The sequence below is a fragment of the Pseudomonas sp. 24 E 13 genome (genome assembly GCF_900004715.1).
Taxonomy (GTDB): domain Bacteria; phylum Pseudomonadota; class Gammaproteobacteria; order Pseudomonadales; family Pseudomonadaceae; genus Aquipseudomonas; species Aquipseudomonas orientalis_A.
In genome coordinates this window covers 27,709-53,667 of sequence record NZ_CVTO01000135.1, presented here as the reverse complement: position 1 = coordinate 53,667, position 25,959 = coordinate 27,709, and the positions used below count along the sequence as shown (strand labels likewise).

Annotated in this window: 26 protein-coding genes; 15 read left to right on the top strand and 11 right to left on the bottom strand. The window is 62.3% G+C overall.

The genetic code is table 11. From position 1 onward, the window contains the following. The first annotated feature begins 5 nt into the window (after positions 1-5). The 7 genes from nuoI to BFP90_RS17175 all read left to right on the top strand — a co-directional run bounded on the left by nuoI (position 6) and on the right by BFP90_RS17175 (position 6,874). Entirely contained in the window at positions 6-554 is a 549-nt protein-coding gene (gene nuoI, locus BFP90_RS17205) for an NADH-quinone oxidoreductase subunit NuoI (RefSeq protein ID WP_003174725.1), read from the top strand. A 9-nt stretch (positions 555-563) separates the two neighbouring features. Then, positions 564-1,067, top strand: a complete 504-nt coding sequence (gene nuoJ / locus BFP90_RS17200) for an NADH-quinone oxidoreductase subunit J (protein ID WP_065884950.1) — start codon at positions 564-566, stop codon at positions 1,065-1,067. Between the two features lie 2 nt (positions 1,068-1,069). Beyond that, positions 1,070-1,378 carry an NADH-quinone oxidoreductase subunit NuoK gene (nuoK, locus tag BFP90_RS17195; RefSeq protein ID WP_003174727.1) on the top strand — a complete coding sequence of 103 codons (309 nt, stop codon included), beginning with the start codon at positions 1,070-1,072 and terminating at the stop codon, positions 1,376-1,378. After that, on the top strand, positions 1,375-3,228 hold the full coding sequence (nuoL, locus tag BFP90_RS17190; protein WP_065897546.1) for an NADH-quinone oxidoreductase subunit L: 1,854 nt from the start codon (positions 1,375-1,377) through the stop codon (positions 3,226-3,228). The genes nuoK and nuoL overlap by 4 nt, the downstream gene beginning before the upstream one ends. Positions 3,229-3,277: 49 nt before the next feature. Next, positions 3,278-4,810, top strand: coding sequence for an NADH-quinone oxidoreductase subunit M (gene nuoM, locus BFP90_RS17185; protein ID WP_065884948.1), 1,533 nt, complete (start codon positions 3,278-3,280; stop codon positions 4,808-4,810). 7 nt (positions 4,811-4,817) lie between these two features. Continuing rightward, positions 4,818-6,281 carry an NADH-quinone oxidoreductase subunit NuoN gene (gene nuoN / locus BFP90_RS17180; protein WP_065884947.1) on the top strand — a complete coding sequence of 488 codons (1,464 nt, stop codon included), beginning with the start codon at positions 4,818-4,820 and terminating at the stop codon, positions 6,279-6,281. A gap of 278 nt (positions 6,282-6,559) precedes the next feature. After that, the gene (locus BFP90_RS17175; protein WP_065897544.1) at positions 6,560-6,874 is read left to right on the top strand and encodes a helix-turn-helix domain-containing protein; all 315 of its coding nucleotides are present in this window, start codon (positions 6,560-6,562) and stop codon (positions 6,872-6,874) included. 227 nt (positions 6,875-7,101) lie between these two features. Here BFP90_RS17175 and BFP90_RS17170 read toward each other — a convergent pair whose 3' ends face one another. Beyond that, the gene (locus BFP90_RS17170) at positions 7,102-7,854 is read right to left on the bottom strand and encodes an outer membrane beta-barrel protein (RefSeq protein WP_065894933.1); all 753 of its coding nucleotides are present in this window, start codon (positions 7,852-7,854) and stop codon (positions 7,102-7,104) included. A 250-nt stretch (positions 7,855-8,104) separates the two neighbouring features. Between BFP90_RS17170 and BFP90_RS17165 the strand changes: the two genes are divergently transcribed. Then, positions 8,105-8,341, top strand: coding sequence for a DUF6555 family protein (locus BFP90_RS17165; RefSeq protein ID WP_065884944.1), 237 nt, complete (start codon positions 8,105-8,107; stop codon positions 8,339-8,341). A 29-nt stretch (positions 8,342-8,370) separates the two neighbouring features. Here the strand turns inward: BFP90_RS17165 and BFP90_RS17160 are convergent, their stop codons facing one another. Together BFP90_RS17160 and BFP90_RS17155 are read right to left on the bottom strand one after the other, a co-directional pair. After that, a complete protein-coding gene (locus tag BFP90_RS17160; protein ID WP_065894932.1) occupies positions 8,371-8,565 on the bottom strand; it encodes a DUF6021 family protein in 195 nt (64 codons plus the stop codon). 14 nt (positions 8,566-8,579) lie between these two features. Continuing rightward, positions 8,580-8,759 (bottom strand): hypothetical protein, encoded by a 180-nt coding sequence (locus tag BFP90_RS17155; protein ID WP_065894931.1) that lies wholly within the window; start codon positions 8,757-8,759, stop codon positions 8,580-8,582. Positions 8,760-8,872: 113 nt separating this feature from the next. Here BFP90_RS17155 and BFP90_RS17150 point away from each other — a divergent pair, with 113 nt between their 5' ends. Beyond that, on the top strand, positions 8,873-9,394 hold the full coding sequence (locus BFP90_RS17150) for a DUF3087 family protein (RefSeq protein ID WP_065894930.1): 522 nt from the start codon (positions 8,873-8,875) through the stop codon (positions 9,392-9,394). Positions 9,395-9,421: 27 nt separating this feature from the next. Here the strand turns inward: BFP90_RS17150 and BFP90_RS17145 are convergent, their stop codons facing one another. The 3 genes from BFP90_RS17145 to BFP90_RS17135 form a co-directional block, all read right to left on the bottom strand. Further along, complete coding sequence (locus BFP90_RS17145; protein ID WP_065894929.1) at positions 9,422-10,786, bottom strand: MFS transporter; 1,365 nt, start codon at positions 10,784-10,786, stop codon at positions 9,422-9,424. A gap of 116 nt (positions 10,787-10,902) precedes the next feature. Then, positions 10,903-11,289, bottom strand: coding sequence for a hypothetical protein (locus BFP90_RS17140; RefSeq protein WP_130138241.1), 387 nt, complete (start codon positions 11,287-11,289; stop codon positions 10,903-10,905). Between the two features lie 80 nt (positions 11,290-11,369). Further along, positions 11,370-12,245 carry a Dyp-type peroxidase gene (locus BFP90_RS17135; protein WP_065897542.1) on the bottom strand — a complete coding sequence of 292 codons (876 nt, stop codon included), beginning with the start codon at positions 12,243-12,245 and terminating at the stop codon, positions 11,370-11,372. A 138-nt stretch (positions 12,246-12,383) separates the two neighbouring features. On the opposite strand from BFP90_RS17135, the gene BFP90_RS17130 reads away from it, so the two are divergent. Both BFP90_RS17130 and BFP90_RS17125 read left to right on the top strand, forming a co-directional pair. Then, complete coding sequence (locus BFP90_RS17130; protein ID WP_065894926.1) at positions 12,384-14,000, top strand: NADP-dependent glyceraldehyde-3-phosphate dehydrogenase; 1,617 nt, start codon at positions 12,384-12,386, stop codon at positions 13,998-14,000. Positions 14,001-14,248: 248 nt separating this feature from the next. Beyond that, on the top strand, positions 14,249-15,310 hold the full coding sequence (locus tag BFP90_RS17125) for an FUSC family protein (protein ID WP_065897540.1): 1,062 nt from the start codon (positions 14,249-14,251) through the stop codon (positions 15,308-15,310). Positions 15,311-15,477: 167 nt separating this feature from the next. Here BFP90_RS17125 and BFP90_RS17120 read toward each other — a convergent pair whose 3' ends face one another. Further along, complete coding sequence (locus BFP90_RS17120) at positions 15,478-16,230, bottom strand: TetR/AcrR family transcriptional regulator (protein ID WP_065894924.1); 753 nt, start codon at positions 16,228-16,230, stop codon at positions 15,478-15,480. Positions 16,231-16,585: 355 nt separating this feature from the next. Between BFP90_RS17120 and BFP90_RS17115 the strand changes: the two genes are divergently transcribed. The 4 genes from BFP90_RS17115 to BFP90_RS17100 are packed head-to-tail and all read left to right on the top strand — an operon-like array spanning position 16,586 to position 21,197. Next, on the top strand, positions 16,586-17,293 hold the full coding sequence (locus tag BFP90_RS17115) for an ABC transporter ATP-binding protein (protein ID WP_065884933.1): 708 nt from the start codon (positions 16,586-16,588) through the stop codon (positions 17,291-17,293). Beyond that, on the top strand, positions 17,290-18,489 hold the full coding sequence (locus tag BFP90_RS17110; protein WP_065897538.1) for an ABC transporter permease: 1,200 nt from the start codon (positions 17,290-17,292) through the stop codon (positions 18,487-18,489). The genes BFP90_RS17115 and BFP90_RS17110 overlap by 4 nt, the downstream gene beginning before the upstream one ends. Next, on the top strand, positions 18,482-19,960 hold the full coding sequence (locus BFP90_RS17105; RefSeq protein ID WP_065897537.1) for a TolC family protein: 1,479 nt from the start codon (positions 18,482-18,484) through the stop codon (positions 19,958-19,960). Before BFP90_RS17110 ends, BFP90_RS17105 begins: the two co-directional genes overlap by 8 nt. Further along, on the top strand, positions 19,950-21,197 hold the full coding sequence (locus BFP90_RS17100; protein ID WP_065894922.1) for an efflux RND transporter periplasmic adaptor subunit: 1,248 nt from the start codon (positions 19,950-19,952) through the stop codon (positions 21,195-21,197). Before BFP90_RS17105 ends, BFP90_RS17100 begins: the two co-directional genes overlap by 11 nt. Positions 21,198-21,371: 174 nt before the next feature. On the opposite strand, the gene BFP90_RS17095 is transcribed toward BFP90_RS17100, so the two are convergent. From BFP90_RS17095 to BFP90_RS17080, 4 genes are read right to left on the bottom strand one after another with little or no spacing between them, the layout of a single operon-like run. After that, on the bottom strand, positions 21,372-22,766 hold the full coding sequence (locus BFP90_RS17095; protein WP_065897535.1) for an FAD/NAD(P)-binding protein: 1,395 nt from the start codon (positions 22,764-22,766) through the stop codon (positions 21,372-21,374). A gap of 12 nt (positions 22,767-22,778) precedes the next feature. Beyond that, the gene (locus tag BFP90_RS17090) at positions 22,779-23,546 is read right to left on the bottom strand and encodes an ABC transporter ATP-binding protein (RefSeq protein WP_065897533.1); all 768 of its coding nucleotides are present in this window, start codon (positions 23,544-23,546) and stop codon (positions 22,779-22,781) included. 3 nt (positions 23,547-23,549) lie between these two features. Then, positions 23,550-24,890, bottom strand: a complete 1,341-nt coding sequence (locus tag BFP90_RS17085; RefSeq protein ID WP_065897531.1) for an ABC transporter substrate-binding protein — start codon at positions 24,888-24,890, stop codon at positions 23,550-23,552. A 21-nt stretch (positions 24,891-24,911) separates the two neighbouring features. Continuing rightward, complete coding sequence (locus tag BFP90_RS17080; protein ID WP_065894919.1) at positions 24,912-25,958, bottom strand: branched-chain amino acid ABC transporter permease; 1,047 nt, start codon at positions 25,956-25,958, stop codon at positions 24,912-24,914. Position 25,959 lies beyond the last annotated feature (1 nt).

Below are 25,959 nucleotides of genomic sequence, written 5' to 3'. Positions count from 1 at the left end.
GACCCATGTTCAAATATATTGGCGACATCGTTAAGGGTACCGGTACCCAGTTGCGAAGCCTGGTGATGGTGTTCGGTCACGGCTTTCGCAAACGCGACACCCTGCAATACCCGGAAGAGGCGGTGTACCTGCCGCCGCGCTATCGCGGCCGCATCGTACTGACCCGCGACCCCGATGGCGAAGAGCGTTGCGTAGCCTGCAACCTGTGCGCCGTGGCCTGCCCGGTAGGTTGCATCTCCCTGCAGAAAGCTGAAACCGAAGACGGTCGCTGGTACCCGGACTTCTTCCGCATCAACTTCTCGCGCTGCATTTTCTGCGGCCTGTGCGAGGAAGCTTGCCCGACCACCGCGATCCAGCTCACACCGGATTTCGAGATGGCCGAGTTCAAACGTCAGGACCTGGTGTACGAGAAAGAAGATCTGCTGATCTCTGGTCCCGGTAAAAACCCTGATTACAACTTCTATCGTGTTGCAGGTATGGCCGTTGCCGGTAAGCCAAAAGGCGCCGCACAAAACGAAGCCGAGCCGATCAACGTGAAGAGCTTGCTGCCTTAAGGAAGAAAGATGGAATTCGCTTTCTATTTCGCATCGGGTATTGCAGTGGTGTCCACGCTTCGCGTGATCACCAACACCAACCCCGTGCACGCCCTGCTCTACCTGATCATTTCGCTGATCGCCGTGGCCATGACCTTCTTTGCCCTCGGCGCACCGTTCGCCGGTGTACTGGAAGTGATCGCCTATGCCGGCGCCATCATGGTGCTGTTCGTGTTTGTGGTGATGATGCTCAACCTGGGGCCGGCTTCGGTCGCCCAGGAACGCGTCTGGCTCAAGCCCGGCATCTGGCTCGGCCCGGTTGTCCTCGCAGCCCTGCTGCTGGGTGAACTGCTGTATGTGCTGTTCGCTCACCAGAGCGGCCAGGCCATCGGCCACACCACCGTGGACGCGAAAGCCGTGGGCGTCAGCCTGTTCGGCCCGTACCTGCTGGTGGTCGAACTGGCTTCGATGCTGCTGCTTGCCGCAGCCATCACGGCCTTCCACTTGGGCCGCAACGAAGCCAAGGAGCAATGACGATGCCTGCTATCCCTTTGGAGCATGGTCTGGCGGTCGCCGGCATCCTGTTCTGCCTTGGCCTGGTCGGCCTGATGGTTCGCCGTAACATTTTGTTCGTGTTGATGAGCCTGGAAATCATGATGAACGCTGCGGCACTGGCGTTCATCGTGGCAGGCGCACGTTGGGGCCAGCCGGATGGACAAGTCATGTTCATCCTGGTGATCAGCCTGGCAGCCGCAGAGGCCAGTATCGGCCTGGCGATCCTGCTGCAACTGTATCGTCGCTTCCACACGCTTGATATCGACGCTGCCAGTGAGATGCGCGGATGAACATGATCTTTCTGACTTTCGTATTTCCCCTGATCGGTTTCCTGCTGCTGTCGTTCTCTCGCGGACGCTGGTCGGAGAACCTCTCGGCCCTGATCGGCGTGGGCTCGATTGGCTTGTCGGCCATCGTTGCCGCCTACGTCATCTGGCAATTCAACGTAGCGCCGCCGGAAGGCGGTCACTACACCCTGGTGCTGTGGCAGTGGATGTCGGTGGAGGGCTTCAAGCCCAACTTCGCGCTCTATGTCGACGGCCTGTCGATCACCATGCTCGGCGTGGTGGTGGGCGTGGGTTTCCTGATCCACCTGTTCGCGTCCTGGTACATGCGCGGTGAAGCGGGCTACTCGCGCTTCTTCTCGTACACCAACCTGTTTATCGCCAGCATGCTGTTCCTCGTGCTGGGCGATAACCTGTTGTTCCTGTACTTCGGCTGGGAAGGCGTGGGCCTGTGCTCGTACCTGTTGATCGGTTTCTACTACAGCAACCGCAACAACGGTAACGCCGCACTCAAGGCGTTTATCGTCACGCGGATCGGCGACGTGTTCATGGCCATCGGCCTGTTCATCCTGTTCCAACAGGTGGGCACGCTGAACATCCAGGAACTGCTGGTGCTGGCACCGCAGAAATTCCAGGTCGGCGATTTCTGGATCACCCTGGCGACCCTGATGCTGCTGGGCGGTGCCGTGGGTAAATCCGCGCAACTGCCACTGCAGACCTGGCTGGCGGATGCGATGGCCGGTCCTACCCCGGTGTCGGCACTGATCCACGCCGCGACCATGGTCACCGCCGGTGTCTACCTGATTGCCCGTACCCATGGCCTGTTCACCCTGGCGCCGGACATCCTGCACCTGGTCGGCATCGTCGGCGGCGTGACCCTGGTACTGGCCGGCTTCGCCGCACTGGTCCAAACCGACATCAAGCGTATCCTCGCCTACTCGACCATGAGCCAGATCGGCTATATGTTCCTGGCCCTGGGCGTCGGCGCCTGGGACGCGGCGATCTTCCACCTGATGACCCACGCCTTCTTCAAGGCCCTGCTGTTCCTTGCTTCCGGTGCGGTGATCGTTGCCTGCCACCACGAGCAGAACATCTTCAAGATGGGTGGCCTGTGGAAGAAACTGCCACTGGCCTACGCCAGCTTCATCGTCGGTGGTGCCGCCCTGGCCGCCCTGCCGCTGGTGACCGCAGGCTTCTACTCCAAGGACGAAATCCTCTGGGAAGCGTTTGCCAGCGGTAACCATAACCTGCTGTACGCAGGCCTGGTGGGTGCGTTCATGACCTCGCTGTACACCTTCCGCCTGATCTTCATCACCTTCCACGGTGAAGCCAAGACCGAAGCCCATGCAGGCCACGGCATCTCGCACTGGTTGCCGCTGTCGGTGCTGATCATCCTGTCGACGTTCATCGGCGCGCTGATCACCCCGCCATTGGCCGGTGTACTGCCGCCAAGCGTCGGCCATGCCGGCGGCGCCGACAAGCACAGCCTGGAGATCGCCTCGGGCGCCATCGCCATCGCCGGTATCCTGCTCGCGGCCCTGCTGTTCCTCGGCAAGCGTCGCCTGGTAACCGCCGTGGCCAACAGTGGCATTGGCCGTTTCCTCTCGGCCTGGTGGTTCGCCGCCTGGGGCTTCGACTGGATCTACGACAAACTGTTCGTCAAGCCTTACCTTGCGATCAGCCACGTGCTGCGCAAAGACCCGCTCGACCAGACCATCGGTCTGATCCCGCGCGCCGCCAAGGCCGGTCACACCGCCCTGAGCCGCAGCGAGACCGGCCAATTGCGTTGGTACGCAGCGTCCATGGCGGCCGGTGCCGTGCTGGTGATCGGCGCCATCGTGGTGGTGGCGGTATGACTATGAACTTTGCGAACTTTGCAAACTTGCGAAAGGAAACGAGCCTGTCATGATTCTGCCCTGGCTAATCCTGATCCCCTTTATCGGCGGCCTGCTCTGCTGGATGGGTGAACGCTTCGGCGCCACCCTCCCCCGCTGGATCGCGTTGCTGACCATGTCCCTGGAACTCGCGCTCGGCCTTTGGCTGTGGGCCCACGGCGACTATTCATTCGCTCCGGCACCGGGTGTCGATCCCACCTTCGCGCTTGAATTCAAGCACGTGTGGATCCAGCGCTTCGGCATCAACGTGCACCTGGCGCTGGACGGCCTGTCGCTGTTGATGATCCTGCTGACCGGCCTGCTGGGTATCCTCTCGGTACTCTGCTCGTGGAAAGAGATCCAGCGTCACGTGGGCTTCTTCCACCTGAACCTGATGTGGATCCTGGGCGGCGTTGTCGGCGTGTTCCTGGCGCTGGACCTGTTCATGTTCTTCTTCTTCTGGGAAATGATGCTGGTGCCGATGTACTTCCTCATCGCGCTCTGGGGTCACAGTTCTTCGGACGGCAAGAAAACCCGGATCTACGCGGCGACCAAGTTCTTCATCTTCACCCAGGCCTCCGGCCTGATCATGTTGGTGGCGATCCTGGGCCTGGTCCTGGTCAACTTCAACAGCACCGGCGTGATCACGTTCAACTACGCCGACCTGTTGAAGACCAAGATGTCGCTGACCACCGAGTACGTGCTGATGCTGGGCTTCTTCATCGCGTTCGCGGTGAAGCTGCCGGTGGTGCCGTTCCACTCCTGGTTGCCTGACGCCCACGCCCAGGCGCCGACCGCCGGTTCCGTGGACCTGGCCGGTATCCTGTTGAAGACCGCCGCCTACGGCCTGCTGCGCTTCGCCCTGCCGCTGTTCCCGAATGCCTCGGCCGAATTTGCGCCGATTGCCATGACCCTGGGTCTGATCGGGATCTTCTACGGCGCGTTCCTGGCCTTCGCGCAAACCGACATCAAGCGTCTGATCGCGTTCTCGTCCGTTTCCCACATGGGTTTCGTACTGATCGGCATCTACTCCGGTAGCCAGCTGGCGTTGCAAGGCGCGGTAATCCAGATGTTGGCCCACGGTGTGTCGGCCGCTGCACTCTTTATCCTGAGTGGTCAGCTGTACGAGCGTCTGCACACCCGTGACATGCGTGAGATGGGTGGCGTGTGGTCGCGCATCGCTTACCTGCCGGCCATCAGCCTGTTCTTCGCCGCTGCGTCCCTGGGCCTGCCGGGTACCGGTAACTTCATCGGCGAGTTCCTGATCCTGATGGGGGCCTTCGTGCAGACGCCGTGGATCAGTGCCATTGCCACCTCCGGCCTGGTGTTCGGTTCGGTCTACTCGCTGATCATGATCCACCGCGCCTACTTCGGCCCGGCCAAGTCCGACACCGTCCTGCAAGGAATGGATGCGCGCGAACTGATCATGGTGCTCGGCCTTGCGGTGCTGCTGATCTACATCGGCGTATACCCGCAGCCGTTCCTGGACACGTCCGCCGCCACGATGCATGGCGTGCAGCAGTGGTTCGGCACCGCCTTCTCTCAACTCGCTTCGGCCCGGTAAGAGCGCTATGGAATTCACGATCCAACACTTTATCGCGCTTGCGCCGCTGCTGATCACCAGCCTCACCATTGTGGTGGTGATGCTGGCGATCGCCTGGCGCCGCAATCATTCGCAAACGTTCCTGCTGTCCTGTGCCGGTTTGAACCTGGCCCTGCTGTCGATCATCCCGGCCCTCAAGGTCGCGCCACTGGCGGTCACGCCATTGATGATGGTCGATGACTTCGCCCTGCTGTACATCGCCCTGATCCTGGTGGCGACCCTGGCCTGTGTCACGCTCGCCCATGCCTACCTCGGCGAAGGCGCCGCCGGCTACCCGGGCAACAAGGAAGAGCTGTACCTGCTGATCCTGCTGGCCGCGGCCGGTGGCATCGTGCTGGTCAGCGCACAGCACCTGGCCGGCCTGTTCATCGGCCTGGAACTGCTGTCGATCCCGACCTACGGCCTGGTGGCGTATGCCTTCTTCAGCAAGCGCTCCCTGGAAGCCGGCATCAAATACATGGTGCTGTCGGCCGCCGGTTCCGCGTTCCTGTTGTTCGGTATGGCCCTGCTCTACGCCGAAGCCGGCAGCCTGAGCTTCACCGGTATCGGCCACGCCCTGGCCGCCACCAACAGCCCGGCACCGATTGCCCAACTGGGCCTGGCGATGATGCTGATCGGCCTGGCGTTCAAGCTGTCGCTGGTGCCCTTCCACCTGTGGACCCCGGACGTGTACGAAGGCGCCCCGGCGCCGGTGGCCGCGTTCCTGGCCACGGCGTCCAAGGTTGCCGTGTTTGCAGTGATGGTGCGTCTGTTCCAGATCTCGCCTGCGGCCAACACTGGCGTGCTGAGCAACGTGCTGACCGTGATCGCCATTGCGTCGATCCTGTTCGGCAACCTGCTGGCGCTGACCCAGAACAACCTCAAGCGTCTGCTGGGTTATTCGTCCATCGCCCACTTCGGCTACCTGCTGATCGCCCTGGTGGCGAGCAAAGGCCTGGCCGTGGAAGCCATCGGCGTGTATCTGGTCACCTACGTGATCACCAGCCTCGGCGCATTCGGTGTAATCACGCTGATGTCCTCGCCGTACAAAGGCCGTGACGCCGACGCCCTGTACGAATACCGCGGCCTGTTCTGGCGCCGTCCGTACCTGACCGCCGTGCTGACCGTGATGATGCTGTCGCTGGCGGGTATCCCGCTGACGGCCGGCTTTATCGGCAAGTTCTACATCGTCGCCACCGGCGTCGAGGCCCACGAGTGGTGGCTGGTTGCGTCCCTGGTACTGGGCTCCGCCATCGGCGTGTTCTACTACCTGCGCGTGATGGTCACCCTCTACCTGATCGAGCCGAACCTGCGCCGTGTGGACGCCGAGCTGCATTGGGAACAGAAGGCAGGTGGCGTGATGCTGCTGGCCATCGCCCTGCTCGCGTTCTTCCTGGGCGTGTACCCGCAACCGTTGCTCACCTTGGTGCAGCATGCGGTGCTGGGGGTTTGACTGCTTAGGTTGATGCAGTAAAAAGAACGGCGCCCTTGGGCGCCGTTCTTGCGTCTCAGAGGGAAACAATAGAGATGCAGTGCAACCACTATCGTCTTCGCGGGCAAGCCCACTCCCACAGGGGTATGCATTCCAAATGTGGGAGCGGGCTTGCCCGCGAAGGCGCCTGAACGGGCACTACGGAAGCGCCTTACCTAATACACAACTCCGTCTGACATACGGTCCCAACTTCCTTTCTTAGAGTGACCCGCTCATACGCAATCTACGTAGGAGTGACTATGACTCGCGATACCGCTTCAGAGCTAATCGAAGGCTTCGACGCCCTGGCCGATGAACGCCAGGGCAAAATCACCCTGCGCACCCACAAAGTCCACCTCAACAAGCTGGCGCCGCTCACCGCTGATGAGGTAATCGCCGTACGCCAGCAACTCAACCTCTCGCGGTCGGTATTCGCCATGTACCTGCGTACCAACACCCGCACCCTGGAGAACTGGGAACAAGGCCGGGCCAAGCCCAATGCACAGGCTGTCACGTTGATACGACTGGTGGCGCGTTTTCCCGAAACCGTGGCGCAACTGGCGGCACTGGGCTGACCTGCAAACAGGCTCACATGATCGTTCCCACGCTCTGCGTGGGAATGCCACCCGGGACGCTCCGCGTCCTGCTTTAAGCGCAAGATCCGGCACTTGCGCAAGGGGGGCGCGGAGCGTCACGGGATGCTTTCCCACGCGGAGCGGGGGAACGATCAACTGGGCTGACCTGAAACAGCTGCAAAAAAAACGCCCCGAATGTTCGGGGCGTTTTTTACAGTGCAACAGCGTCAGAACGCGATACCGACCTTCAAACCATACTCATCACGCTTGAGCTTGGTATTGTCGGCTACATAGGAATCATCATCGAGCTTGTATTCGGTGCGGGTGTAGTACAGGCCCGCCATCACCGGCAGGTTACCCTTCTGGTTCATCAGCAGGCTGACTTCGGCGTAAGGGTTGGTGCGGTCCTTGAGGTCCACGCTGTCGCTGCCGACGCCGTCCACCTTGAGTTTGGCGCGGCCATCAATGGTATGACGGGCGCCGGCTTCAACGCGCAGGGTCATGTCATCGAACTGGTGGTTGTAACCCAGGGCAGCCTTGGCGAACGGCGACTTGTTGGTGAGCTTCAGGTCGTAGCCATTGGTGTCCGGCTCGTAACGCGTCCAGGTGTAGCCACCGCCGACAATCACGTCGACGAAATTGCGCGCATCCAGCGCGGCGCGCCAGCCGAGGTCGAGGTCGGCCTGGCCTTCCTTGAGTTTGTTGTCGCTCTTTTCGCCGTACTTGGCTTCGATACCGGCCTGGTAGATGAAGCCGGATTCGGCAGTGAGCTTATTGCCGAAGTTGTAGAACAGGCCCGCCTCGGGCATGTGGTCCTTGTCGCTTTCGCTACCGCCTTCGAGCTTGAAGTCGTTATAGCTGCCGAGGATCCCGAAGGTGGAAATCGGGTCGGTCGACGGTGCCGCGAACACCACGCCTGGTGCCGCCACCAGGGCCAGCCACGAGGTGTTCTTGAGGAAGTTTCCGAATAGTTTGGACATCGTTTACATCTCCATTTTTTGAGTGGGCAAAGTATTCAGGAATCAGTTCGAACCTTCGCATTTGCAAAAAGTTCGAACGAATGTGCACCAACATGGAGAAAAAACGGTTCAGCGAAGGCTCTAGCTCAAGACTCTTGGCCATTGATGCGGACTGGATGCGTCACTACGCCGCGCGCCCGTGCGAATTGTCATTTTGAATGAACCTTTACGCGCGGCGGCCTATCCATCTATAACAAGACAGGGAGGCAACATGAGTACCGCAAAAATCTACACCATCAACTACCAGCTGCACGGTAAACCCAAGTCTTTTGTAGTGCGCGCCGAGGTGATGAACAGCACCGAAGCCTGGCACTGGGCGGCCGTCGACGCCGACATTGCGCACGTCAGCCGCATCGGCCGCGTGGGGCATGAGCAGGTGAAAAAAACCACTCGGCCCTGGGCGGAAAAATACGGCATCACCGATGTGAGCTGGAACCCTCCAAAATAAACAAAGCCCCGCACATTGCGGGGCCTGGTTTACTTCTTCAAGTCGCCCAACGGATCGTAGGGCGGCTTTTTTTCCGCTTGTTTTGGCTGATCCAGCGGCGCGATGGCCGGGCCAATGGGATCGACCTGCGGGTCAGCCACATCCGGCGAGTCGGGATCGAATCCCAGCTCATCCTTGCCGGTGGCGTGTTCGTCAGAGCGCGGGCCGTTCGGGGGATTGCTCATACAGACCTCCTTGCTTACAGCGGGCGGGCTTTGTCGTGGAGGTTTTCCAGGTCGTGCTCGACCTGCTCCACGTCTTCGTTGTCCTGGCGCTCGGCCGGGTCGTTGGGGCGCAGCGCATCGTTATCGCGCTCCTCTTCACCGGGGGTGCGCTCAGGATTGGGCGTGCCAGGCGGCGGTTGCTTGTATTCGGACATGATGGCTTACCTCATGGTGACTTCAGAATTTAGAGGAAACACCGTTGGCCATCGTTCAACTTGATTGCGTCAAGCATGAGAAGATGCCCTCCCGTGCTGGAGACCTGACCCGAATGTTCGAACTCAAACCCTGTGACCCTGCCCTCTATCGACAACAAACCCGCCGCAGCACGCTGATCGTCGCCGTGGTATTCCTGGCCGTGGCCATGTTGTTGTCGGGCCTGGCGGTGATGCTGTTCGGTGAACCGGGGGGTGATAACGTGCGCTTCAACGTCGGTGGAGTGTTTGCCGGGGTGTTGATCACCGTCGCTCTGGTGCGCGGCCCCTTCTGGCGCCAGGCCTGGCTGGCACCGGCGGTATACGGCTGGCAGCTCAAGCGCAGCCTGATGAGCGTGACCAATGTGATGCACAAGGTCAGCGAACGGGTGCAGGCCGATGACCCGGACGCTATCAACGTGTTGCGTTTCTACCACTTGGCGCTGACACAGATGCATGCCCTGGATGCCAACTCCAGCGCCCAGGCGCAACTGGTGGATGAGGTCCAGGCGCACAAGGCCAGGATGCAGGCGCTGGGGATCGATACCGAACAAACCCGCCTCGACCCGGCTTGGCTGGAGAGCCTTAAAAACCGCTGAGCATTGCGTGCGCGCCAGCCACAAGCGCTAAGCCGTTCGTTTATAGGGCAATAAACGCAGGCCACTGGCCACAGCACCGATCAGCGCAAACCCGCAACCCAGCCACAGTGCGCAGGCTGGGCCACTGTCCACGAACAGATGGAAACACAGGGCGACCAACGAGGCGCCCAGTGTCTGGCCCAGCAACCGCGAGATCGCCACAATGCCACTCGCTCCGCCGCTGCGGGCCAGGGGTGCGCTGGTCATCAGCGCCTTGAGATTGGGCGACTGGAAAAAGCCGAAGCCGGCGCCACACAAGGCCATGCGCCAGCCGATGTCGAAGGCCGAGGCATCATTGCTCAAGGTTGCCAGCGCGGCCATGCCGACACTGAGCATCAACAAGCCAATACCGCACAGCAAACCCAGTGACACGCGGTCAGCCAGGCGTCCCGCAACCAGGGCCATGACCGCCACCACGGCAGGCCACGGCGTCATCAGAAAGCCGGTCTGCACCTGGCTGTGGCCCAGCGCCGACTGCAACAGGAACGGCAAGGCGACAAACGCCAGGCCCTGGGCACTGAAGGCACAGATCGCGGTCAGCGATGACAACGCAAACAGCGGGCGCTTGAACAGGTCGATTGCCAGCATCGGCGCCGGATGCCCGGTCTCGCGGCGCAGCAGTAAAGCGCCGAACACCAGCGCCAGCGCGATCAGGCCCAGGGTCAGCGCGCCCTGTGCGCCATGCACGGCGGCGCCCAGACCCAGGACCAGCAAGGCGAACAAGCCGGCACATAACAGCGCCGCCAACCGATCAAACGCGTGCCCGGTGATCGGCAGCGTCGGTAACGAGCGCAGGCCCAGGCCCAGGGCCAGCAGCCCGAGTGGCACATTGATCAGGTACAGCCAATGCCAACTGGCCACTGAGAGAATCGCCGACGCGGCGGTGGGCCCGAGAGTGAACGCCAGCCCCACCACCAGCGAGTTATAGCCCAGGCCACGCCCGAGCATTTTCGCGGGGTAGATATGCCTGAGCAACGCGGTGTTGACGCTCATCAGCGCGGCCGCCCCCAGGCCCTGAGCCACCCGCGCGGCGGTGAGGGTCAGCAGCGAATCGGCAAGCCCGCACAATAACGACGAGACAATGAACAGCAGCAACCCGCCGAGGTATACGCGGCGATGCCCCAGCACATCGCTCAACGAAGCAAACGGCAGCACGGTTGCGATAATCGCCAACTGATAGGCGTTGACCACCCAGATCACCGAGGCCGAGTCAGTACCGATGCCCTGGGCCAGTGTCGGCAAGGCGGTATTGACGATGGCAGTGTCCAGCGTCGCCATGCCGATGCCCAGGGAAAGGGCAATCACGGCCGGTAAGCGTTTATCGAGGGGCAGCCCATCGGCAACAGGAGACATGAACAATCCGCACAGGTGGCAAGGGTGCCTAGAGTACGGCCAGTGCGGATTTTTTTCAGCGTTGGTTGGCTTGCCTGTCAATCTTTTCATGTTGCCAAGGGCTGGCCCGGCCCGGCTCAATAAGTGATTTGCAGCGTGGTAATGGGCGGGTTCGGGCGGCAACGACAGGCTAACTGATCAGCCGCCATCTTCGGATTCCAGGGGCCGATCACGCCGTCGCGCTTGCCGTTGTCATCCACTGAATCCAGCGCCTTCATGACGTTGTCACGTTTGAGCAGCTCGCGGGCCAGTTGGGTTTCATTATCTTTCTGCGCGTCGCCGGTCAGCGAACGTCCCGCCACTTCACGGATTTTATCCGTGGTTGCGTTCGGGGTCGTCGGGTGCTTGAACGCCTGGAAGTTATCGCCAAATGCCTTGGCCAGGTCCGAGTCCGACATCGATGAGTAATCCTTCGGATTCGGACGCGCCGGTGAAACGTTCACGGAAATGCGTGAGACCATCATGATTGAGTGCTCCTGGAAGTGTGCCGAGGTCGCTGTTAAGTGGCCAGCGTCCTCAGGTCAGTTCCAGGGTTCGCACACCTTCAGAACGGCGTTGCCGGTGTGATCGCACTGAGGTCCAGACACCCTTCCTGCAAGGGCGGGCACCAATAGTAGCCACCGGTCAAGGGTGTGCTGATGCGATACAAACCATCGACAATCCCGTCTTCCAGCCCACTCATGCGGCGCAGTTGCGCTTCGAATGCGTCGAAGGAATGCCCGAACGCGAGAAACATCAGCCCCGCCTGGCCGTTCTCGGCCCATGGCATCGAACGACGCACCACGAACGCCTGCGGGGTGAAGCTTTCCTGGGCGGTGCGCTTGGTGTGGGCGGAATCGGGGGCGTCGTCGAGTTCTTCATTGTCGCCATGGCGACGGCCGATGATGTGGTCGCGCTCCTGGGCCGGTAGCGCGGCGAAACCGTCGAGGTCGTGCTGCCACTGCTGGAGGGCGGCGAAGCTGGCGCCGCTGTGGGTGAAGGCCGCTTCGACGGCCGCGTCATCGTGAGGGTTCTCGGTGCCGTCTTCGTAGTCGGTCAAGTCGAAACCGGTCTTGTAGCGAAAGCCTTCGGTCATCTGTACCAGACGCAACGCCGGCGCCAGGGCTTTTTCGAACGCGCGGCTGCGCAACAGCAATTCACCCCGGTCCACGCCATGCAACCACACCCACACAGCCTGCTGGGTGGACGGGTTGTGCGCGCCCGGGCCGCTGATGGCCGGGAAGCTGCGCAACCCTTCGATGCCTGCGCCCAGCGCGTCTACCAGGGGTTTACCGAAGCCGACCACCGCCGCTGAATCCGTCAACTGCACCAGCGCGTCCAGCGCAGCCGGCAAGGCATCCCGGGACTCGAGGGCAAAAAACAGATGGCGTGCCTGCAACGGCACCGGTGTGGCAAGAATGCCCGGCTGGTAGTGACTCATGTGAACTCCTTCAAGAAAGCCGCGCAGTTTATCCCGAAGCACCCGCCATGCGCAGGGGAAAGCGCGCAAGCCTTGCCACAGAGCCCTCGTATGGGTGACTCTCTAGTCAAGATTTGCAACTATTCCAGGGGTAGCGACATGACCACCAGCAACCTGCTCACGCAGCTGTTTCCTGCCTCCACCGCAGAGATTCCGGAACAATTTCGCCTGGCGGCGCCGATTGAACAACGTGATTACCTGGTCGATGGCCAGTTGCGGGTGTGGAACGGCCCGCTGGCCCGCGTGCAAAGCCCTGTGCAACTGGGTGACGAACGCGTGCACATCGGCAGCACGCCGCTGCTGGACGCCGAGACCGCCCTCACCGCCCTCGACGCCGCCGTGCGCGCCTATGACCGGGGCCAGGGTGAGTGGCCGACCCTGCGCGTGGCCGACCGCATCCGGCATGTGGAGGCCTTCTTGCGGCGCATGCGCGAACAGCGCGACGCGGTGGTCAAGCTGCTGATGTGGGAGATCGGCAAGAACCTCAAGGACTCACAGAAAGAGTTCGACCGCACCTGCGACTACATCACCGACACCATCAACGCCCTCAAGGAACTCGACCGTCGCAGCAGCCGCTTTGAGCTGGAGCAGGACACCCTCGGGCAAATCCGCCGCGTGCCCCTGGGCGTGGCGCTGTGCATGGGGCCTTACAACTACCCGCTCAACGAAACGTTCACCACGCTGATCCCGGCGCTGATCATGGGCAACACCGTGGTGTTCAAGCCGGCCAAGCTCGGCGTGCTGTTGATCCGCCCGTTGCTGGAGGCGTTCCGCGACAGCTTCCCGGCCGGGGTGATCAACGTGATCTATGGCAGCGGCCGCGAAACCGTGAGCGCGCTGATGGCCAGCGGCAAGATCGATATCTTTGCGTTCATCGGCACCAACAAGGCCGCCAGCGCCCTGAAAAAACTGCACCCGAAACCCCACCGGCTGCGCGCCGCATTGGGCCTGGATGCAAAAAACCCGGGCATCGTGCTGCCCGAGGTCGATCTCGACAATGCGGTCAGCGAAGCGCTCACCGGCTCGCTGTCGTTCAACGGCCAGCGTTGCACGGCCTTGAAGATCCTGTTTGTGCATGAGGATGTGGTCGACCGTTTTATCGAAAAATTCAACGCCAGGCTGGCGACGCTCAAACCCGGCATGCCCTGGGATGACGGCGTGGCGCTGACCCCGCTGCCGGAAGTGGGCAAGGTGGATTACCTCAACGACCTGGTGGCCGATGCCGCGCAGCACGGCGCCCGGGTGGTGAACGCCGACGGCGGTGCGAGCCGTGGGTCATTCTTCTACCCGGCCGTGCTGTACCCGGTGAACCCGCAGATGCGCGTGTACCACGAAGAACAATTCGGCCCCGTGGTGCCGATCGTGCCCTACCGTGATCTGGAGACGGTGATCGACTACGTACTGGACTCGGACTTCGGCCAGCAATTGAGCCTGTTCGGCACCAACGCCGTGGAGATCGGACGGCTGGTGGATACCTTCGCCAACCAGGTTGGCCGGATCAATATCAACGCCCAGTGCCAGCGCGGGCCGGACACCTTCCCCTTCAACGGGCGCAAGAACTCGGCCGAGGGTACGTTGTCGGTACATGACGCGCTGCGCGTGTTCTCGATCCGCACCCTGGTGGCGACCAAGTTCCAGGAGAGCAACAAGGCGCTGCTCGGCGATATCCTGCGCAACCGTGACTCGAGCTTCATCAGCACCGACTACATCTTCTAAGATCACCTCGGTCAAATAGGTGGGAGGGGGCTTGCCCTGATGCCAGTCAGTTAGGACTTTTGTAGGAGCGAGCTTGCTCGCGAAAAACGTCAACGATAACGCGTGCTTTCTGAATGAACGCGGTGCCTGTGAGTTTTTCGCGAGCAAGCTCGCTCCTACAGACGGCTGTGTACGCTTCACTGACATTAGGGCAATCCCCTCTCACATTCGATCGGTTTGCCCTGACTAATGAGGCCCCCTTAATACCGATGAACCTGCCCATTTTTGCCCGGCGCCTGCTGCGCCCCCTGCTCGACCCTTACCGGCGCTATCGCCACGCCAAGCTGATCCACGCCGTGCGCGTGTCCATCGGCTTATTGGCGACGATCCTGCTGACCACCGGCCTCAACCTGCCCCATGGCGAATGGGCGTCGGTGACCATGCTGATCGTGATCGGCGGTTTGCAGCACCATGGCAATATCGGCAAGAAAGCCGTGGAGCGTGCGTACGGTACGCTGATCGGCGCCAGCGTCGGGTTGCTGCTGGTGGTGCAGAAAGCCTACTTCGGTCAGCCCTTCCTGACGTACCTGCTGATGTCGGCGGTGTGTGGGTTCTTTTCCTACCATGCCATCGGCAAGGGCGGCTATATCGCGCTGCTGTCGGCGATCACGGTGTTTATCGTGGCCGGGCACGGCGACAATCCGATTTCGGATGGCCTGTGGCGCACGGTCGACATCCTGATCGGCATCGCACTGGCCCTGGCGTTTTCCTTCGCCCTGCCGCTGTACGCGGTGTACTCGTGGCGCTACAACCTGGCCAGCGCCCTGCGCGATTGTGCGGCGATCTACAGCCGCATCATCAATGGCCAATCCGTCTCCGACGATGAGCACCTCAAGCTGCTCAACCGCTTGAACGCGGCGATGCTGCAACTGCGCTCGCTGATGCCGTCGGTGTCCAAGGAAGTGCGGATCTCAATGACCGAGCTGGACAAACTCCAGCGGCACCTGCGCATGTGCATCAGCACCCTGGAAATTCTTGGCAATACCCGACCGGACCCACGCGATGAACACGCCAGCGCACGCATGCGCATGACGCTCAAGGCCGAGCACCGGCAGATCCGCGTTCAGTTGGTAGGCATGGCACGGGCGTTGAAATCAGGCGTCACGGAGCGTCTGGACCGCCCTCAACACACCAATGTTGTCCAGACACCATTGGATGCTCCCGTGTACAGTGCGCTTGACGGTTATCGATTGTTGACCGTGCAACTGGCGGCCAATGTGGATCAGATGCGGCAGCGACTGGCGAAAAGTGCCCCTCGCTGGAAAATTTAGCGTTCGTTATGGGCGTCAGTTTGTCTGCGTTAACGTATTCATACTTTCTCTTACATATTTTTCACGTTTTATTCACAAGCCAGGACGTAGTGTGAAGCCTCATCCGTTACAAACGTTGCATATCAAGCCCGCCGCCCCAGCGGGCTTTTTTTTGCCCTGGATTTGGCTTAGCGCGCAACCTTGGCGGCGGGTGCATTCGCCTGCTCACGAATCGCCCGCTGGGTCTCCAGCACTTTGGCCAACGCTATCTCGGCCTCGGCGCTTTGCTGCGGCACCCGAATCGCCGCCGACACCAGGGTAATCAGCTTGGCCATCACCTCGGCGTCCGTGGCCGGGCGGCCCAGGCTCATGGAGTTCATCAGCAGGCGCAATTCGGTGCCGGCCATCACCCCGGAAATCGCCTTGAGGGCAAATTGCAGGCGCACACCCAATTCGTTGCGCGGCAGGTCCGGCAGCGCCAGGGCAAACGCTTCGAAGAAACGCTGGAACACCGGCTGGTAATGGACCTTGAGGTATTCCTGGATAAAGGGCGAGGTGTCGCTATAGACCCGGCCCAGGAAGCGAATGAATGAACGCCCTTCCCCGCTGGCGGGATCGCTGCGCTCCATCCCCATGGCGGGGGCGAACAGCACACCGAGCAGCGTGTCGCAGTCGAGCGGGCCGTCAGCTTGGGCTTCACAACGCGCCAGCAACTCCAGGCGCTGCTCATTGAGCGGCTCGAGGCGCTGCATCAGCAGGGTTTTCATCAGGGAATCCTTGTCCCCGAAGTGGTAATTCACCGCAGCCAGGTTGACTTGGGCACGCTCGGTAATCTGCCGTAATAAAACGGCGTCATATCCGTACTTAATAAAGAGCGCCTCTGTCGCATCCAGCAGTCGAGTCTTGGTAATGTTTGGAGCGCTGAGTTTCTTCGCAGCCATAAGGGTTCCACGGGGGGGAAATATTGTTTTAAAAAATATTTTGATTTTTTATACCGGGGCCTTCGTTCGAAAGCAAGTAATGACACGGTGCCATATGCTTGAAAGCCTTCGCATACGGCGATGTCGGGGAAGTCCGACGGCCTTTTGCACACCGCGCAATGGGTTTGAAGCGCTTGTTTGAACGCATCAAACCGCTCTAAATCCACCGCTGGCGAAGCGCAATGAACGCGGTTACTATTCAAACAATCTTTTAAAAACAAGAAAATAATCAGTTCCCGACGGGCACTGGCGGCTTCCCAAGTTGTTACAAAGATTTACGGGAAAGCACCGCACCGTTGAGACGGCAGGCGTAGTCATGATCACAGAGCCCTCCGCGCACCCCCACCTGATTTCCCTGCAGGGCATCGGCAAAAGCTATCAGCTTGCCGGGCAACACTTGTCCATTCTGAATGACGTGTGCCTGTCCATCGCCAGCGGGGACAGCTGCGGCATTCTCGGCGCGTCCGGCTCCGGCAAAAGCACCCTGCTCAATATCCTCGGGCTGCTGGACCTGCCCAACTGCGGCCAGTACCGCTTCGCCGGTCACGATATTTTCAACAGCAGTCCCGATGAACTGGCGGCGATCCGCAACCAGCAGATCGGTTTCGTGTTCCAGAGCTTCAACCTGCTGCCGCGCCTCAGCGCTCTGGACAACGTCGCCCTGCCCCTCAGTTACCGTGGCGTATCCCGCCATGAATCGGTGGAACAGGCTTTGCGCATGCTTGATCAGGTCGGCCTGGCCGAGCGCGCTCACCACCGCCCGGCCGACCTGTCCGGCGGCCAGCGCCAGCGTGTCGCCATCGCGCGGGCGCTGGTCGGCAAGCCCTCGGTAATCCTCGCCGACGAACCCACCGGCAACCTCGACAGCAGCACCGCCCAGGACATCATGGACCTGCTTCTGGCGCTCAATCGCGAGCAACAGGTGACGCTGATCATCGTCACCCATGACGCGCACATCGCCGAGCGGCTGGAGCGCAAGATCCTGGTGCGCAACGGCGTGGTGCACGAGGCCGAGCGCCTATGAGCCTGCGGGTCGAACAGAGTCTGAGCCAACTGCTGCATGAAGCGTTTATCAGCCTGCGTACCCTGGGCAAACGCTCGGTGCTGGCGCTGCTGGGTATCGTGATCGGCAGTTCGTCGGTGGTCGCCTTGATCAATATCGGCCATAACGCTGCGGTGGATGCCGCCATGATTTTCAAGGACATGGGCACCGACACCCTGGTCGTCCAGTTCCCGCCCAAAGGCAGCGCCAATGTGCCGATGCGCACCCGGCTCGACCTGGGCGCGGTGCGCCAGACCGTACCGGGCATTGCGCACATCGGCGCGCTCAGCCTGTTCAGCGGGCCCATTGTGTTCCATGGGCGCACCGCCAATGCCAACTTCGTCGGCAGCACCCCGGATGTGCAGGCCGCCATGCGCCTGGCGGTGCGTGAAGGGCGTTTCCTGTCGGCCTTCGATGCCAACCAGACCTATGCGGTGATCGGTGACCAGGTCGCCCAGGCCCTCGGCGTACCCGGAGAGCCGCTCAAAACGGGCGACCGCGTGCGCATCAACGACTACTTGTTCCTGATCATCGGCATCCTGCAGAACCAGCCACGCGCGATGCTGATGCCGGTGCAAGCCAATGAATCGCTGTTCATTCCCGCCGAGGGCATGCGGCGTATCTTTGCCAACCCGCAGATCAACAACCTGATCATCCGTGCCCGGCCAGGCCAGGATATGGAACGTGTGGCACGGGACGCCGCCGCCGCGTTGCAACCGCAACTGACCGAGCACAACGTCGACATCACGGTGCCCCAGCAAATGATCGATGGCATGACCCGCCAAAGCCGCACCTTCGCGTACCTGCTGCTGGCCCTCGGCGCGATTTCCCTGGTGGGCGGCGGTGTGGGGGTGATGAATGTGATGCTGATGAACGTGTCCGAGCGCCGTCGCGAGATCGGCATTCGCATGGCCCTGGGCGCTCGGCAACGGGATATCCGCAACCTGTTCCTACTCGAAGCCGTCACCTTGACCGCCGTCGGCGCGCTGTGCGGCGCGGTGCTCGGCATGAGCGCCGCCTGGTTCTACGCCTGGCTGTCGGGCTGGGTATTTTCCCTGGCGGTGGCCGCCCTGCCCCTGGGCGTGGGCAGCACATTGCTGGTGGGGTTGTTCTTTGGCATCTACCCGGCGGTCTCGGCCTCACGCCTGCAGCCGGTGGAGGCCTTGCGCGATGAGTAAATGGCTACTGCTGCTGGCGCTGCTCAGCCTGCCCGCCGGGGCCGCCGAGGTGGTGATCAAACCCTCGGCGCCCAGCACCACCCGCAGCGGCTATGATCGCGGCGTGTCGCTGAACGCCCAGGTGACCACCCTGACCCTGGGCGACGCCGTGTACCTGGGCCTGCGCAACAACCCGGCGATCCGCAGCGCCTACCTGCAGCGGGTCGCGCAGAAGTTCGACCTGCGGGTCGCCGAAGACGTGTTCAACCCCAAGCTCACCCTCAACAGTTATTACCGGGGCACACGCGGTTCCCAGGACAGCGCGCGCAACGCCAACCTGGCGCCGTCCACCAGCCTGCTCGGCGAATACGGCACCCGCCTGAGCATGGCCTGGACCCAGCAACTGAACAACGCCGACCGTGCCGGCCGTTACCGCAGCGACGGCCTTGACCTGGCCATCATCCAGCCGCTGATGCGTGGCGCCGGCTGGGACGCCACCACCGCGCCGCTGCGCCTGTCGCGCCTGGCGGAACAGGCCAACCGTCTCAACCTCAAGGCCACCGTGGCACAAACCATCAGCCAGATCATCGCCACCTACCGCGAGTTGCTGCGGGCCCAGGAGCAGCAGGTGATCGTGCAGGACGCGCTCAAGCGCTCCAACACCTTGCTGGAGGTGAACAAGGCGTTGATCAGTGCCGGGCGCATGGCCGAATTCGAGATCGTGCAGACCGAAGCCGACATCGCCACCCAGCAATTGGGCGTGGAGGAAGCGCAGAACCAGCTCGATACCAGTCGCCTGGCCCTGCTGCGCCTGCTGGCCCTGGACCTGTCCACACCGATTCGCGCCACCGAAGCGCTGGAAGCCCGACCCATGGAAATCGACAAGCGCCAGGCGTTCAACCTCGCGCAAACCCAGCAACCGGAATACCTTGCCGCCCTGCTCGGCAGCCAGCGGGCCGACCTCAATCTGGTGATCGCCAAGGATTCGGGACGCTGGCAAGTGGACCTGGTGGCGGGCGCGAACCAGGTGCGCGACGCCAACGACAGCGATAATGGCCGCACCCATAACCGCAACTGGGACAGCTATGCCGGCGTGCAGGTGCAGATTCCCATCGGCGATATCAGCACGCGTCAGGCCGAAGTCAGGGCTCGGGTGGATGTCGAGGACCAGGAAATCCGTATCACCGACGCCCGCCAGGAACTCGAGCGCGCCGTCAACGATGTGGTGCGCGACCTCGGCACCCGCTGGCGCCAGTACGAGATCGCGCAGCGCGCCGTGGACCTGTCGCGGCGCAAGATCGAGATTGAACGGGAAAAACTCAGCGCCGGGCGCTCCACCAACTTCCAGGTGCTGAGTTTCGAAACTGACCTGCGCAACGCCGAAAACGCGCGGCTCAATGCGCTGATCGCTTATTTGAACGCTCAGACCCAGCTTGACTTGACGCTGGGCATGACCCTGGAAAGTTGGGAAATCGCCCTCAATGACTACTAATCGCAAACGCCTGCTGGGCGCGGTATTGATCCTGCTGGTGGCAGGCCTCGGGCTGGCCCTGCGCCCCTCGGCCGAAAGTCCGGCCGCCACCGGTGACCAGTGGCTGGCGGTGAAGCCCGACCCGCTGGTGCATCAGATCGGCCTGGTGGGCAAGATCGAGCCCGACACCACCGTCACCCTCACCGCACCGTTCGACGGCAATGTACTGGTCAATCTGGTGGAGCAAGGCCAGCGCGTCGAGGCCGGCCAGGTGCTGTTGCGCATGGACCCGGCCACCCTCGAAGTGCAACTGCGCGACGCCCTCTCGGCCCAGCTCAAGGCGCGACGTACCGTACAGGAAATGCAGGACTGGGACAGCAGCGCCGCCGTCAGCCGCGCCCGGCGCAGCCTGCGCACCGCAGAAATGAACGCCGGCAACACCCGGCGCAAGCTCACCGAAAGCGAAAACCTGTTCAAGCGCGGCATCATTCCGCGCAACGAACTCGACGACCTCAAGCAACAGACCCAGCAGCAGCAACTGGACCTGGCAGCGGCGCGCAGTGAACTGCAACAGGCGCTGGAACAGGGCAAGGGCGAATACCGGCAGATCGCCGATATGGAGCTGACCAACGCCACGGTCAAATACGACGCCCTGCATAAGCTGCTCGAGGGCAAGGAGGTCAAGGCGCCCTTCTCCGGCATCGTCGTGCCCGCACCCGGCAACAGCACGGCCTCCCCAAGCGGCGCCAGCAACAACGCACCGGTACAAGCCGGCAGCAAGGTCAGCCAAGGCCAGGTGTTGTTTGGCCTGGCCAATATCGAACGCTTGAAAATCGTCGCCAAGGTCTCCGAACTGGACATCAATCAACTGCACCAGGGCCAGGCGGTGGAGGTGATGGGGGATGGTTTTGACGGTGAGCGGCTGACCGGTTCGGTGAGCGTGGTCAGCGGCCTGGCAATCGCCAATGACAGCCAGGGCAGCGCGCAATTTCCGGTAACGTTGTCGATCCCCAGCCTCACGGCGCAGCAATTGCAGCAAGTGCGCCTGGGAATGAGCGCGCGGTTGACCATTGTGACGTACAACAATGCGCAGGCGATTGTGGTGCCAAGCGAGGCGATCCAGGCGGACAACATCGTCGAGTACCGTGCGGCGATGGACCAGCCGGTGGAACGGGTGAAGGTGACAACCGGGCAATCGACGCCCCAGGGCGTTGAAGTGTTTGGCCTCAAGCCCGGACTGGTGAAAATTTCAAAATAAATGCAGATCCAAATGTGGGAGGGGGCAGGCTCTGATGCCAGTCTGTAGGAGCGAGCTTGCTCGCGAAAAACTCACAGGCACCGCGTTCATTCAGGAAGCACGCGTTATCGTTGATGTTTTTCGCGAGCAAGCTCGCTCCTACACTGGCTCACAGAGCCTGCCCCCCTCCCACATTTAAATGTGTGTGAGCCTGGCGGCCAGCGCCTTGGCCTGAATCGCCACATCCGTCACCGCCGTACTCTCCCACCACATCCCGCGCAGCGGCGGGCCCATGGCGAACAGCCGCCCGCTCACCTGGCCCTGGGCATCCAGCACCGCGCCAGAGGTGTCCGCCGCAATCCCCAGCGCCAACGGCCCAGGCTGTACCAACCCGCGCTTGAGCAATTGTTGCGGCAACGGCCGGGCAACGCGGCGCCAGTCGTATTCGATGCCGCTGGAGTTGATCAGCGCCGCGCCGGATACCGGGGTGAGGCTCTGCTCGCCACGATAACGCACGCCAATGGTTACGCCGCTGGCCGAAGGTTCCAGCCCCTTGAACGACGCGGCGTGAATCCGCAACCGCCCCTGCGCGTGCAACCGCTCCACCAACTGCGCACTCAACGGCGGCGAACGGTGGTGATGACTCTCCCACCACGGCCGCACATGCCGCACGAACTGACGCTTCTCGCGTTCGCTCGCCTGGCTCCACAACCGGGCGATATGCACCCGAACCGTGTCCAGGGGCGCCTGCCAATCCACGCCCTGATCGAGCGCCCTGCGGCATTGGCGCCGCACTTCACGCAACAGTTGCCGAGGGCTGCGCAGCGTGTGATCGGCACCGAGAAAATCGTCCCAGCCCGGCGGCTGGCGGCGCACATGGGGCAACAGGCCATGGCGCGAGAACACCTCGATCGGCCCGCGATGCCCTGCTTGTTCCAGGGAGACCACGGCATCCACCATGGTCAGCCCGGAGCCGATGATCAGCACGCTTGATTGCGGGTCGAGCCGGGTCATGGCCTGTACATCCCAGGGGTCCAGCGCCGCCGCGTTCACGCCGCTGGATTCGGTCTGCGGCGTACGCGCCGCCGGGAACATGCCGGTGGCCAATACGGCAAAGGCGCCCCGCAGGCGTTCGCCGTTATCCAGGGTCAACAGGACGCCGGCCGCGTCGATGTGCACGTCGACCGCCTCTGCACGGATATGCTCGACGGTGGATGCGGACAGCGCTCTGGCCTGCGCCAGGCGCTGCTGCGCGTACAGGCCAAAAATGCCCCGTGGCGGGAACAGTTCGCTGATGGGCACCGGCTGTTGCGCCGACTCCGGCCACCCTCCGGCGCCGATGTAGTCGGTGAGCCATTGGGTCAGGTCATCGGCATTGTCCGGGTCGACACTCATGCGCGCCGCATTGCCGTTCAGGGTGTGACCCAGTTCGACCGCACTGTAGGCCTCGCCGCGCCCCAGTTGCGCCCGCGGTTCGATCACCAGCAGGCGCCGCCTGCCCGGCAGGCGCAGCAGTTGCACCGCCAGCATCGTGCCGCTCAGGCCGCCGCCGATGATCAATACATCAGCGTTGCGGATCGATTCACTCATGCACCTTCGCCCTTACTGTTTGCCCAGATAAATGTCATGCAAGTCACCCCGTCCCAGCAGCTCGGCGGCGCTGCCACTCAACACCACTCGCCCAGTATCCAGCACGTAGCCCCGGGACGCATAGGTGAGCGCGACATTGATATTCTGTTCGGCGATCAAAAAGCTGACCTGTTGCTCGCGGTTGAGCTGCGCGATGATCGCGAAAATCTCCTGCACGATCATCGGCGCCAGGCCCATCGACGGCTCGTCGAGCAGCACCAGGGTCGGACGGGTCATCAACGCCCGGCCAATGGCGACCATTTGCTGCTCGCCACCGGAGGTCAGGCCGGCGCGGGTGTGACGCTTGGTCTTGAGCCTGGGGAACCAGGTGTAGATGCGCTCCAGATCCTCGGCCAGTTCCCGGCGGCTCAGGCGCCGTACAAAGCCGCCGCTGCGCAGGTTGTCTTCCACCGTGAGCTGGCCGAACACATGCCGGCCTTCGAGCACATGCACCATGCCCCGGCGTACCCGTTGGCTGGGCTCAACGCCCGCCAGGTTCAGGCCTGCGTAGTCGATCCGGCCACGGCTGACTTCGGCGCGCTCGGCCCGCACCAGCCCGGAAATGGCCTTGAGGGTGGTGCTTTTGCCCGCGCCATTGGCGCCGAGCAACGCAACGATTGCGCCCTTGGGCACACTCAGCGACACCCCGGCCACCGCCAGGATCGCCCCGTCATAGATCACTTCGATATCGTCGACCGTCAGCAGCGCCGGGCGCCCGGGCTCAGTGGCAGGCTGGCTCATGGTTTATTCATCCCCGCTGCAGGTGCGCGGCGTCAGGTGCTTTTCCTTGGCGAACGCGGCGGATTTTTCATCGATCAGCGGCCGCAACAACGCCCGGTCGGCGGCGATCCAGTCGCTGATCAGTGTCCAGTTGGCACCGTCCCACTGCTGCACTCGCGCCGAACCGCCGCCTTCATGGTCGCGGCACGACAGCTTGAGGTTTTGCATCAGGCCCAGGTAGCCCATGTCCTTGAGGCGCGCATCATCAATGTTCAGATGTTCGAGACCCCAGCGCCCCTCTTCGCCATTGAGCGGGCGCTTGCCAAACTTGGCCTGGGCCGTGCGAATCGCCTCCACGGCCACGGCGGCGTTCACCAGGCCCGAGTTGTAGTAGACGCTGCCGAAATTCTTCAGGTCCTTGAGGTCGCTGTGGCCCTTGTCGAGGACCGACTGTTTGAGACGCTTGTGGATCTCGAAGTCGCTGCCTGCCGGGTAGGGTGTGAGCGCCAGGTAGCCTTTGGCGGCAGCACCGGCCGGCAGCACGTCTTCGCTGGAACTGGCCCAGATATCGCCGATGATATGGTCCACCGGGAAGCCGAAACGCGCCGCCGTCTTCACCGCCACCGGGGTGGACACGCCCCAGGTGCGCAGGAATACCCAGTCCGGATTGGCCTGGCGTACCTGGCGCCACTGCGCCGACTGCTCGTTGCCGGGGTCGGCCACCGGAATCTGGATATTCTCGAAGCCGTACTTGTCGGCGAGCAGCTTCAACGGGCCGAGGGTTTCGCGACCGTAGGCCGAGTCGTGATAGACCGTGGCGATCTTCTTGCCCTTGAGTTTGTCGAAGCCGCCTTCGCGCTCGGCAATGTAGTTCACCAGGGTCGAGGCCTCGCTGTAGAAAGTCAGCATCACCGGGAAGTTGTAGGGAAACACCGTGCCGTCGGTGGCTTCGGTGCGACCGTAACCGAGGGTGATCAGCGGAATCTTGTCCACTTCCGCCCGTTCACTCAGTGCATAGGCGGCCGGCGCGCCGTTGGGCTGGTAGACCGCGACCGGCGCGCCATCCAGGCCATTTTTGAAGCGCTCGTAGCATTCGATGCCCTTCTCCGCGGTCCACTCGGTCTCGCACTCCTGCCAGACCAGCTTCACGCCATTGATGCCGCCCTCGACTTCATTGATATAGCGCAGGTAGTCGATCATCCCGGCCCACACCTGCACGCCGCTGGAGGCATAGGCGCCGACCCGGTAGGTCGCCAGGGGAATAAATTGCTGGTCGGGCGAGGCCACGACCTGGGGCACAGCACCGGCCAGGGCGACCAGCGCGAACGCGGTGCCGAGCAGGGAACGTTTCAAGGATGCAGGCATGGAAGTTCTCTTGAGCAAAGGTTAGAAACGCAGCGGCCACTGCCGCAGACGGTCACGCAGGGTGTGCAACAGGCGAATCAATCCCTCGGGTTCCTTGATCAGGAACACGATGATCAACACGCCAAAAATGATTTTCTGCAGGTTCTGCAACTGCCCCGCATCGACCGATCCGCCGAACAGCGCCTGCCCGGCGTGGCTGAGCAGGATCGGCAGCAGGCTGATGAAGGCCGCACCCACGAAGTTGCCGGCAATGCTGCCCATGCCCCCGATAATGATGATGAACAGGATCTGGAATGAGCGGTTGATATCGAAGCTGCTGGCGCTGGCCGTGCCCAGGTAGGCGAACGCCCACAACGCACCGGCAATGCCTAAGTAGAACGAGCTGACCGCGAACGCCAGGCGCTTGTAGCGCGCCACCGGGATGCCGACCACGGCGGCGGCGGTGTCCATGTCGCGGATCGCCATCCAGTTGCGCCCGACCTGGCTGCGCACCAGGTTGACGGCGGTCCAGGTCAACAGCAGCACCGTGACCAGGGTCAGCCAGTAGCGGCCCAACGGCGTATTGAGGTCGTGACCCAACAGCGTCAGCTGCGGTGCGGAGATGGTCCCGGACGAACCATAGTTATAGAACCAGGGGAACTTGACGAACAGCCACTCGAGAAAGAACTGCGCCGCCAACGTCGTGACCATCAGGTAGAAGCCCTTGATCCGCGAACTGGGCAGGCCGAACAACAGGCCCACCAAGGCGCTGATAATCCCGCCGCCCAGCAGCGCCACCGGCAAGCCCAGCTCGGGCAGGCGCAGCAAAAACCCGTAGGTGGCGAACGCGCCCACCGCCATGAAGCCCGCCGCGCCCACCGACGTTTGCCCGGTGTAGCCGGTCAGCAGGTTCAAGCCCAACCCGGCCAGGGACAGCACCAGAAAGGGGATCAGGATCGCATTGAGCCAATAGTCGTTGCTCCACAGCGGCACCACGACAAAGGCCAGGGCCAGCAGACCGAGCAGGCCCCAGGGAACGCGGCGCTGTACCAGCAAGAGCGGCGCGGTTTGAACAATGGGAATCGACATG

Bases quoted from the DNA above. Each gene is read 5' to 3' on its own strand.
- nuoI (WP_003174725.1), top strand. From the start codon at position 6: ATGTTCAAATATATTGGCGACATCGTTAAGGGTACCGGTACCCAGTTG.
- nuoJ (WP_065884950.1), top strand. From the start codon at position 564: ATGGAATTCGCTTTCTATTTCGCATCGGGTATTGCAGTGGTGTCCACG.
- nuoK (WP_003174727.1), top strand. From the start codon at position 1,070: ATGCCTGCTATCCCTTTGGAGCATGGTCTGGCGGTCGCCGGCATCCTG.
- nuoL (WP_065897546.1), top strand. From the start codon at position 1,375: ATGAACATGATCTTTCTGACTTTCGTATTTCCCCTGATCGGTTTCCTG.
- nuoM (WP_065884948.1), top strand. From the start codon at position 3,278: ATGATTCTGCCCTGGCTAATCCTGATCCCCTTTATCGGCGGCCTGCTC.
- nuoN (WP_065884947.1), top strand. From the start codon at position 4,818: ATGGAATTCACGATCCAACACTTTATCGCGCTTGCGCCGCTGCTGATC.
- BFP90_RS17175 (WP_065897544.1), top strand. From the start codon at position 6,560: ATGACTCGCGATACCGCTTCAGAGCTAATCGAAGGCTTCGACGCCCTG.
- BFP90_RS17170 (WP_065894933.1), bottom strand. From the start codon at position 7,854: ATGTCCAAACTATTCGGAAACTTCCTCAAGAACACCTCGTGGCTGGCC.
- BFP90_RS17165 (WP_065884944.1), top strand. From the start codon at position 8,105: ATGAGTACCGCAAAAATCTACACCATCAACTACCAGCTGCACGGTAAA.
- BFP90_RS17160 (WP_065894932.1), bottom strand. From the start codon at position 8,565: ATGAGCAATCCCCCGAACGGCCCGCGCTCTGACGAACACGCCACCGGC.
- BFP90_RS17155 (WP_065894931.1), bottom strand. From the start codon at position 8,759: ATGTCCGAATACAAGCAACCGCCGCCTGGCACGCCCAATCCTGAGCGC.
- BFP90_RS17150 (WP_065894930.1), top strand. From the start codon at position 8,873: ATGTTCGAACTCAAACCCTGTGACCCTGCCCTCTATCGACAACAAACC.
- BFP90_RS17145 (WP_065894929.1), bottom strand. From the start codon at position 10,786: ATGTCTCCTGTTGCCGATGGGCTGCCCCTCGATAAACGCTTACCGGCC.
- BFP90_RS17140 (WP_130138241.1), bottom strand. From the start codon at position 11,289: ATGATGGTCTCACGCATTTCCGTGAACGTTTCACCGGCGCGTCCGAAT.
- BFP90_RS17135 (WP_065897542.1), bottom strand. From the start codon at position 12,245: ATGAGTCACTACCAGCCGGGCATTCTTGCCACACCGGTGCCGTTGCAG.
- BFP90_RS17130 (WP_065894926.1), top strand. From the start codon at position 12,384: ATGACCACCAGCAACCTGCTCACGCAGCTGTTTCCTGCCTCCACCGCA.
- BFP90_RS17125 (WP_065897540.1), top strand. From the start codon at position 14,249: ATGAACCTGCCCATTTTTGCCCGGCGCCTGCTGCGCCCCCTGCTCGAC.
- BFP90_RS17120 (WP_065894924.1), bottom strand. From the start codon at position 16,230: ATGGCTGCGAAGAAACTCAGCGCTCCAAACATTACCAAGACTCGACTG.
- BFP90_RS17115 (WP_065884933.1), top strand. From the start codon at position 16,586: ATGATCACAGAGCCCTCCGCGCACCCCCACCTGATTTCCCTGCAGGGC.
- BFP90_RS17110 (WP_065897538.1), top strand. From the start codon at position 17,290: ATGAGCCTGCGGGTCGAACAGAGTCTGAGCCAACTGCTGCATGAAGCG.
- BFP90_RS17105 (WP_065897537.1), top strand. From the start codon at position 18,482: ATGAGTAAATGGCTACTGCTGCTGGCGCTGCTCAGCCTGCCCGCCGGG.
- BFP90_RS17100 (WP_065894922.1), top strand. From the start codon at position 19,950: ATGACTACTAATCGCAAACGCCTGCTGGGCGCGGTATTGATCCTGCTG.
- BFP90_RS17095 (WP_065897535.1), bottom strand. From the start codon at position 22,766: ATGAGTGAATCGATCCGCAACGCTGATGTATTGATCATCGGCGGCGGC.
- BFP90_RS17090 (WP_065897533.1), bottom strand. From the start codon at position 23,546: ATGAGCCAGCCTGCCACTGAGCCCGGGCGCCCGGCGCTGCTGACGGTC.
- BFP90_RS17085 (WP_065897531.1), bottom strand. From the start codon at position 24,890: ATGCCTGCATCCTTGAAACGTTCCCTGCTCGGCACCGCGTTCGCGCTG.
- BFP90_RS17080 (WP_065894919.1), bottom strand. From the start codon at position 25,958: ATGTCGATTCCCATTGTTCAAACCGCGCCGCTCTTGCTGGTACAGCGC.